Annotated in this window: 5 protein-coding genes; 3 read left to right on the forward strand and 2 right to left on the reverse strand. The window is 34.0% G+C overall.

Features of this window, described 5'->3' with window-relative positions; genetic code table 11:
- From FLA105534_RS17120 to FLA105534_RS17130, 3 genes are all read left to right on the forward strand, one after another.
- Nucleotides 1-431 (forward strand): TlpA family protein disulfide reductase (locus FLA105534_RS17120; RefSeq protein ID WP_173967313.1); only part of this gene is annotated, 431 nt, incomplete at its 5' end.
- Between the two features lie 12 nt (nt 432-443).
- Nucleotides 444-2,006, forward strand: coding sequence for a vitamin K epoxide reductase family protein (locus FLA105534_RS17125; protein WP_173967314.1), 1,563 nt, complete (start codon nt 444-446; stop codon nt 2,004-2,006).
- Between the two features lie 122 nt (nt 2,007-2,128).
- Complete coding sequence (locus FLA105534_RS17130; protein ID WP_173967315.1) at nt 2,129-3,202, forward strand: glycosyltransferase; 1,074 nt, start codon at nt 2,129-2,131, stop codon at nt 3,200-3,202.
- Nucleotides 3,203-3,376: 174 nt separating this feature from the next.
- On the opposite strand, the gene FLA105534_RS17135 is transcribed toward FLA105534_RS17130, so the two are convergent.
- Both FLA105534_RS17135 and FLA105534_RS17140 read right to left on the reverse strand, forming a co-directional pair.
- Entirely contained in the window at nt 3,377-5,557 is a 2,181-nt protein-coding gene (locus FLA105534_RS17135) for a M1 family metallopeptidase (protein WP_173967316.1), read from the reverse strand.
- Nucleotides 5,558-5,934: 377 nt separating this feature from the next.
- Nucleotides 5,935-9,030 carry a DUF5107 domain-containing protein gene (locus FLA105534_RS17140; protein WP_173967317.1) on the reverse strand — a complete coding sequence of 1,032 codons (3,096 nt, stop codon included), beginning with the start codon at nt 9,028-9,030 and terminating at the stop codon, nt 5,935-5,937.
- Nucleotides 9,031-9,255: the final 225 nt, after the last annotated feature.

Genomic DNA, 9,255 nt, shown 5'->3' on the forward strand with positions numbered 1-9,255 from the left:
CTATTGAAGCTTCTAAAGTTGGGAAGTCAATGATGAATTTTATGTTACCAAATGAAAATGGAGTCATAATTTCTACTAATCAATTTAGAGGATCAATATTGCTATTAGATTTTTGGGCTTCATGGTGTGAGCCTTGTAGAAAACAAATTCCAGAAATTACTAAAGTATTTGAGAAATATAAGAATAAGAATTTTAAAATTTTAAGTATTTCTCTTGACAAAGACAAAAATAAATGGTTATCTGCATCAGCAAAAGAAAAGATACAATGGGATAATGTTCTTGAAGTTGAAGAATTTTCAAGTTGTATATTAAAAGGATATGAAGTGAATACAATACCCGCCACTTTTTTGATCGATTTAGATGGAATAATTATCGCTGAAAATCCTACCATTCAAGAACTAGATAATTATTTAATTGAAAATGTAAAGTAAAAACGAGATTTTATGACTGAAAGTTTTAGTAACCTTTTTCAATACTTGGAGAAGGAGCGTATTTATATTGATAAAACTGAATTCGAGTTTCAGATACAATCACATCCAGACTATCCCTCATTATTAGCTATTAGTGATACGTTGAGTTTTTTTAATATTGAAAATCTTTCCGCAAAAATAGATAAAACGCAAATTGAAATATTACCCAATAGATATATAGCGCTATTTGCTGAAGATTTTGGTAATCCGCAGTTCCACATTATAGAAAAAGAAAAGGAAGATTATTTTCTTGTCAGAGAAAGGGGAAGAATTTTAATCTCAAAAAAAAAACTTGAAGAAGGTTGGGGAGAAATTGTACTCTTGGTAGAAAAATCAATTTTTGAAGATGTTTCTACAAAAAATAAAGAAAATTATAATTGGTTTCTATTTGGAATTATAGCAATCCTATTCTTATTTTTTTTGTATAGCTCTAAAACTGTTTTGCCTATCTATTTGTTTTTTCTTTTTTCTGCTATTGGAGTTCTATTTTCCATTGCTGCACTTAAAGATTTGCTTGGGACTAAAAGTAAGTTGATTAATAATTTTTGTAATATAACAAAATCGACAAGTTGTGCTAGTGTTGTAGATTCAAAGAAATGGAAAATTTTTGAAGTTATAAATTTTAGTGATTTGAGTATTGTGTTCTTTAGTTCGCAGTTAATAGCCTTATTTTTATTGACGTTAAATAATAAAGTGGCTAGTTTTTTTAGTTTAGAAAAGATATTTCTTTTAAGTTCAATCCCTTTTATTTTAACGTCGATATATTATCAAAAATTTGTTGAAAAAAAATGGTGTCCAATTTGTTTAGCTATCATTTTAATTATTTTAACAGAATTAGTTTTTGTTTTTTTTATTGATTTCGGTTTTGTTTTTCTTTTAGATGCAAGTTTATTATTCTTTTTTTCATTTGTTTTTACTCTGGCAATTTGGGGACAAATAAAAAAAGTATTGAATAAACAGAAGGAGTTAAGGGGGAAGTTGCTTAAAGCTATTAGATTTGAACGTAATTATGAGAATTTTAAAAATAATCTTTTAGTTAAACCCAAAATAATACTATCTAATACACCTATTATATTAGGAAATGCAGAAAGTGAAACTATAATAACGATTATATCTAACCCTTTTTGTAGCTATTGTAAAGAAGCTCATGAAATAATTGAATCTATTTTGGAGAAACATTATAATGATTTGCAAGTACGAATCATATTAAAAACAAACTTTGAGGATGAAAATGAAGATAATAGAAAGCTGTTTCGAAGTTTGATACATATATATATGCTAAACGGAGAAAAGATTTTTATGCAAGCTTTGAAAAACTGGTTTGAAAATAAAAATTTAAAGAATTGGTTTGGCTTATTTAGTGTAGATACAACAGATGAGTTTGACACTATATTTTATTCGCAAAATAAATGGTGTCAAGATAATGACTATAATTTTACCCCTGCTATTTTTATAAATGGTTATGAATATCCACAAGCCTATAGTAGAGAAAATCTAATTTTTTTTATTGATGAGGTTATAGAAGACAATTTTTAAGGTAATATCATTTTGAAATGAGGATTAAACAAACATCAAGTGTACGCACTTAGAGTAGCAATTTTGATTTTTTTTGTAATGTTTAATCTGATGTTGGAAAGAATATATAAAAAAGCATTGACATGACAGTTAAAAAACAAAAAGTAGCTTTGATTGGTAATACTTTGGCGAATAGTGGTGTTGAAAAGATACATGCTTTATTGTCAATTTTTTTTGAAAATAAAGGAATAGAGGTTCATAATATTTTGTTGTGGGATTTGATAACTTACGATTATTCAGGTTCAATAAATATTATTCATACCAGAAGGGAGATGAAGAAAGTTATTCGGAAGAATAAGTTTGATTTTATTATTGATTTTAGACTAAGGTCCGATTTCTTTCTGGAGCTTTTGATTTCCAGATTTTTATATCCAAAAAATGTAGTGTATACAGTGCATAGCGGGCTAATAGATTATTATTTTCCTAAATCATCTTTTTTATGCAAATTGATATATGGAAATCAAAAGATTGTTGGCGTTTCTAAGGCTATAAAGGAGGCTCTTTTACAGCGAAAAATTAGCAAAAAGGTTGATTATATTTATAATCCAGTAAACTTGGAATCTATTAATGTGTTAAAAGATGATTCGATTGAGGAAATAAATACTGATTATATTTTGGCTGTTGGAAGACTAAACGGAATAAAACAATTTGATCAGTTAATTATTGCTTATTCAAAATCTATTTTGCCTAAAGAAGGAGTTAAACTTATTATTATTGGGACCGGTACTGAGGAGGAAAACTATAAAGTCTTATGTTCACAATTAGGATTGGAAAATTTAGTTGAATTTAAAGGTTTTTTAAAAAATCCTTTTCCGTATTATAAAAACGCTTATTGTACTGTTTTATGCAGCAGAAATGAAGGTTTTCCTAATGTTTTAATAGAATCTCTTGCCTGCAGAACACCGGTTATCTCGTTTGATTGTTATACAGGACCAAGTGAAATTATAATTAATGGTCACAATGGTTTATTGGTAGAAGATCAAAATTTTGGAAAACTTATGGAATCAATGAATCATTTGTTTACCGATAAAGAAAGCTATTTTAATTGCAAGGAAAACGCTTTAGCAAGTGTTGAGCAATTCTCATTGGATAAGATTGGTCATGAATGGTTGGATTATTTTAAAGAAAATAATTCGCAGTCTTTTTCTAGATTTTGATGGATCATTAATTTTGTAAAATTTCACTTCCCTTAAACCCAAAAAAGCCTCTCCAATCCATAAGATCAGAGAGGCTATAGGAAACAAAAATTTTTAAGTACTAATTATAAAACCTTGTTCCTTTGTTGTTTTTAAATAACACTGGCAATACTGTATTGCAATCCAGCCTGCTGCTTACTTTTGATTGTTGAATCTTTTAAGCAGTGGTGTTATATGATTTTTAGTGTCTTCGTCTAAGGCAGCTAAGGTTTTATCCGCTTCATCTTGTGAAAATTTGGATAGTCCGTAGATTCCTGCTGCAGCCACATTGTAAGACTGATTTTTAGCGCTTTCAATCATTAAATTCTTGTAAGTTGTATCTCCGGTTCCTGCAAGCTTTATCAGTGCTGTAGCTCTTGTATATGTCTTTTTATCGTTTTGGGCAATGTTCAGTAAGGCTTTAAGAGCTGCTTCTTTTATTTGACTGTCTCCCAGATCAATTCCTTTGATGCTAAGCGTTCTCAAGTCTTCTTGTTGATCTTGAAGTCCAGCCAGAAGAATAAGTTGTGCTTCATGACTTTTGTCTTTCGTTGCAAATTTTATCGCTTCAATTCGGTTGTAGAATGAAGGCGCATTTTTGTACTGATATTGGTAATCGGATATTTTTTTATTGTCAATCACTTTACCTACCAGAATTTTGTCAGGATCAAGATCTATAAAATCCGGTTTTGAAGGAAGGTCAAAACTGAAATTTTGCTCTCTTTTATCAATTACAATATCTTTTCTGACTTTAGTTCCATTAATATAAAAATCTACTTTTAGCGGAAGGGTAAAGGTTTGCACTGAACTTTCCTGAATTTGTTTTACGGCAATTGTAGCTTTTCCATCGGCATAGCCATATTCAACATTTAAAATTGGATTTCCTCCCTGAAAATACCATTGGTTAAAATAAGGATTCCAGTCTTTTCCGGTTACTTCTTCCATTGCCAAACGCAATTGATGACTTTCTCCCGTTTTAAAGGCATTGGTAGTAAGATACTTATTCAAAGATTTAAAGAAGGCATCATCACCCATTTGATTTTTTAAAGCATACAATATGATAGAGCCTTTTGAGTAACTGATGTTGTCAAACATATCTTCTTTGTTTCCATAATGAAAACGTGCCAATGGTGGACTAACTCCGTCTTTTGAAGAACGCAGACAGTTTTGCAATTTCTCATAACGAGATCTGTCTTCAGCATCCTGTCCTTCATCGTGACCGTGCCAAAGTACCTCTCCAAAAGTGGCAAAAGATTCGTTCATGGTTAGGTTAGACCAGGATTCGGCGGTAACATAATCACCAAACCATTGGTGAAAAAGCTCGTGGGCAATGGTACTTTCCTGATTATCGTCTAATAATTCTCTTTCGGTTTTTTGTACGTGTTCACCGTGAAGTGTAGCTGATGTGTTTTCCATTGCACCGGATACGTAGTCTCTGGCTACAATTTGAGCATATTTCCCCCAAGGATATTCAACGCCTAGCATTTTTCCGTAAAACTTCATCATGTCTGGAGTTTTTCCAAAAATTTGTTTAGCAAATGGCGCGTATTTTGGTTCAAGGTAATAACTTACCTCATTTCCGTTATAAGTGTCTTTGTAGATTTTAAAATCCCCCACAGCCATCATAAACAAATAAGGAGAATGTGGTAATTCCATTTTCCAGATATCAGTACGGGTACCATTTTTATTGTCTTTCTGAGAGATTAGTTTTCCGTTTGAAAGCGAAGTGTATTTGGTATCAACGGTCATGGCAATTTCAGAAGTTGTTTTCTGATTGGGTTTATCAATGGTAGGGAACCATGCCGATGATGCCTCTGTTTCGCCCTGTGTCCAGATCTGAGTTGGTTTGTTGTCTTTTCCGTCAGGGTTTATAAAATACAATCCTTTTGCATCGGTAATTGCGGCACTTCCTTTGACTTTTAACTCATCTGGTTTTGCAGTATAATCGATAAAAACGGTGTATTTTTCGGTGCTTTTATATTTTCTGTTTAAAGTTATAAGAAGCTGTTCGTTGTCATAAGTATACTTTAACGGAATTGTCTTTTTACCATCAACAACAGCAATTGCTTTAAAATCCATTCCTTTCGCATCCAGTCTAAGCGAATCGGTTTCATAAAAGTGAGGCTTTAAGGTAAGCCATGCTTTTCCATATAGATAACGTTTTCCGTAATCAAAGGATACGTCGAGTTTGGTATGCACAAGGTCATTTACTTTTAAAGGCGTAACCTGATAAACGGATAATGGGTTTTTAGTCTGATCGCTATTTTGGGCCATCGCATTTTGACCTGCCACAAGGAAAAGACTGAAAAGTGAATACTTTAAAAAGTGTTTGTTCATTGTTTGGTTTTTAGAATGATTATTTTGATTGATTATTGTTTAAACTATTATTCGCTGTTGGGTGTAAATCATTTTAACACATAGCAATATAGGTTCTGTACTCATTAAAAAGACGTTTCACTTCATTTAAATACACCTAACCTTCTATGTGAAAGAAATTTATTCCTTTTCTGTTCTCTTTTTGGACCTAAAATCTATGTTTCTATGTGTTGAATCATTTTTATCCCCGACGAGTTATTATTATTATTATTATTATTATTATTATTATTATTATTATTAAAGCGGTTGAAATATAGTTGTTAAGGCTTCAAAAATGTATTTTACTTGCTATAAAACTCGTATTTTTATTTCGAAAATACAATTTTACCGAAAGTATTTTAAAGTTTCTCTATAATTCGGACTTCACCATCTTTTTCATCTTCTGTTAAAATATTAGATTGTTTTTTAGTGTACGTTTCAAGAGACCACTGCACAATTTTATTGTCAGGATATAATTTGGCTTGTTTTTGCAGCCACTCCTGTGCTTTTTGTGTGGAAGAAGTTTTTTCGATTGCCCAGGCCGAAATCAATTGATTGGCAGGCAGAAAATTCATAACCGTATTGTCTACCTTTGGGGTAAATATCGTAATTTTTTGTAAAGCCGTTTGTGCTTTTTCAGGATCCCCCAGATTGGTATAACATTGATAATTCAGCCAGTTTTCCAGTCTTTCGTCAATATCTTCTTCGTATGGTTTTCCAACTCCTAAATTTTCGGGCCATAATTTGGCGTCTGAAATAAATTGTAATGCTTTTTTGAATTGTTTGTTTTTCATTTCAGCCAAAGCCTGCATCAGTTTTGCTTCATGATACAATTGTCGCCCTGCTGTAGCGCCTTCAAACGGAAGAATTTCCAGTTGGGTTAAGAATGCATCGGCAGCAGCGTATTTTTTGTTCAGAAGCAGCGTTTTGGCATACAACATTCCCATCACATAATTAGAGGGATGTTTTTTATAGAAAGAAGCTGCGGTGGCAAGGGCTTTATCAAATTGTTTCTGAGCAATGTAATATTCGGTTAAAAGTTTAGGATATCTCCAGCTCTGCTGATCCAGTTTAATGGCTTGCTGAAGACTGGATAAAACCAGTTGGTTGTCATTTTTAAACAGCGAAGCTTTGGCCCCATAAAAAGCCGGATCAGCAGGCAGGTTGGCACATTGTAAAAACAAGTCTTTTGCTCTTGAACTATTATCGCGGTTCCATTCGATTAACGCCAAATGGTATTTCAACTGCCACTGAGGGTTGGTTTTTATGAGTTTTTCCAGAATTTCGGCTGTTTCTCCACGGAAAGGGAAACTATTGTCGGGTTGGAGTTTGCTTAAATCAACAGCTTTGTTTTCTAAATAAGCTTTCCAGTACTCAATTTCAGCATTTGGATAGGCAAGCGAAAGTACTTTTAGCGCTTCTTCTTTGCGGTCAATTTGTTCGTACCAAATTCCCAATTCAAGATAGGTTTGCTGTGGCATTTCGTTTTGAATTAGAGAAGTGAACTGTTTTTTGGAGGCATCAGAAGACTCCCAAAGGTATTTTTCGAAACTAACAAAATGGTTGAGTGGATCAACGTTATTTATCGTATTGAGAATTTCGACTGCTTTAGTTTTATTGTTTTGCAGACGGTACAAGACGGCGAGTATTTGCAGACTTTCTAAATTGCCCTGATTGTTTATCAAACTTTTTTCGGCATATTCTGCTGCTTTTGCAAGATCGTTTTCTGTAAAGTAAATTTTGCTTAAAGCGGTATAAGCAGAACTTCGGAATTCAACGCTTGCTGCTGCGATATCAAAACCGTCTTTGGCATCGGTAGTATTGCCTAAATGCAGATTGGCCAGTCCGTAATAATAATTGGCAGCAGGGTGGTACGTATCAATGGATAAAGCTTTACTTGCTGAGTGGACAGCTTCACGATATTGGAATTTACGAATTTGTAAAATGGCCAAATCAGCCAGAGCAGGAGCATAATTAGGATCTTTTTGAAGACAGGCGGTTAGTTTTTCTTCCGCTTTTACATAATCTTTAAAACTAAGATAGTTTTTTCCCTGAAGGTATAATCCGTACACCGAGTTGTGGTCAAAATCTTTTGGAGTTTCCAACGGACGATTCAGATTTCCATCTTCCGGAGCCGAATTCCAAACCAATTTAGTACTGCCAAGTGTCAATCGAAGTTTATTTTCGTCAACTGCAATCTGAATCGAATCTTTGAAGGACTGCAAAGTGTTTACTGATATATCTTTTGAATATATTTTTTTTCCATTGTCAAAGACTTCCAGTTTTTCGTTTAGTTTTTGAAGCGGGGAAAAATAGATTTTCAACCAGCCGTTTTCATTTTTCACGTTTAAAGCGCCATAATTATTAGCTTTTACGAACCCTTTGATTTGTTTTACCGGAAACCAGTATTCCGTCCACAATTCGGTTTGATAGGGGGCAAAGGAACGTTGCTTGAAAGGGGTTAAACTGCTGTTTTCACTTGCCTGATTGAAGAGCCTTCCGCTCTGAACTTCTACGTATTGACCGTCGGTATCGGTTAATAATTTTTCCCAGATCATTCCTTGTTGTGACAGTCCCCAAATCCATATTTTTTTGCCGGGTTTGTCATCGTGATTGCCATACCTTCCCATTCCAAAATCTTCATCATGGTAATATCCACCAAAAAAATCGTCGTATTTACCAAAGACATGATAGGATTTGTAACCGCCAAAATCGTTGTTTTTATAGAAGGATAGGTCTTTGCCATTTTCCTTGTCAATGGGCCACGAATTGTGCTCGCCATTGTGTCCGATATAACTTTGTCCGGGGTAAATAAACTGCAGATTTTGGGAGGCTTTTATACCCGTATTCATCCAGGTATAGTAAGGTTGCTCGGTTTCGGTGGAATTGAACCAGAAGGAATTTGTGGTAAAATAAGCTTTGTCTTTGGGTAAATTGATGTCCAGTTTCCATGATGTTCGTGTGAGCAGATCCAGCACGCCGATCACGCAACTTACACTTCCGTCCGCTCGGGTAAAGGTGACATAATCAACAGGAGTAGCACAGTTGGGAGTGTGTCCGATGATGCCATAATTCCCCTCAACACCTCCGCTAGTCCAGGGGCCGCGCATGGCAATATCTCTGAATTTAATCACATGATTGTTGTAAATAAAGTCCTTTCCGGTTGATTTCTCCACAGCCGACCATACTTTTCCACCTATTTCAGGAAGAATCATGAGTTTGATGTAATCATTTTCGAGTTCGATTACTTTCCATTCTTTTTGTATGGGTTTATCGGTAAAACCGTCAAATCGAAAATACGGATACACTTTAGTATCCGGTTTCGGAATCGGATCAGGATCTGAAAAAGGGTAGGTGGTGAATACTTTTTTATACTCTTTTATGGTGGGTTTATTTTGTGCATGGACAAACAGGCTTCCAAAAAGCAAAACGGATAGAAAGGGTTTAATTTTCATGTGGAGGGCTATTTATGGTGGTTAGAACTTAGTTGGTTAGCTGGGCTGTTTTACCTCGTTTCTGTCATTTCGACGAAGGAGAAATCTCCACAAGAAACGCTCAATCTTTGTCGAGCTACTATCGAAGATTTCTCCTTCGTCGAAATTGTAAAAGTTACTTATTTCGGTAACGGATTTATCATTTCAATTGGCTTTTTTCCATCAATTCCCTGATGTGGTCTTTCA

The sequence above is a fragment of the Flavobacterium collinsii genome, from assembly GCF_902804485.1.
GTDB classification, from domain to species: domain Bacteria; phylum Bacteroidota; class Bacteroidia; order Flavobacteriales; family Flavobacteriaceae; genus Flavobacterium; species Flavobacterium collinsii.

What these genes read in the sequence shown, in the direction of transcription:
- FLA105534_RS17140 (WP_173967317.1), bottom strand. Translation starts at nt 9,030, where the DNA reads ATGAAAATTAAACCCTTTCTATCCGTTTTGCTTTTTGGAAGCCTGTTT.
- FLA105534_RS17125 (WP_173967314.1), top strand. Translation starts at nt 444, where the DNA reads ATGACTGAAAGTTTTAGTAACCTTTTTCAATACTTGGAGAAGGAGCGT.
- FLA105534_RS17135 (WP_173967316.1), bottom strand. Translation starts at nt 5,557, where the DNA reads ATGAACAAACACTTTTTAAAGTATTCACTTTTCAGTCTTTTCCTTGTG.
- FLA105534_RS17130 (WP_173967315.1), top strand. Translation starts at nt 2,129, where the DNA reads ATGACAGTTAAAAAACAAAAAGTAGCTTTGATTGGTAATACTTTGGCG.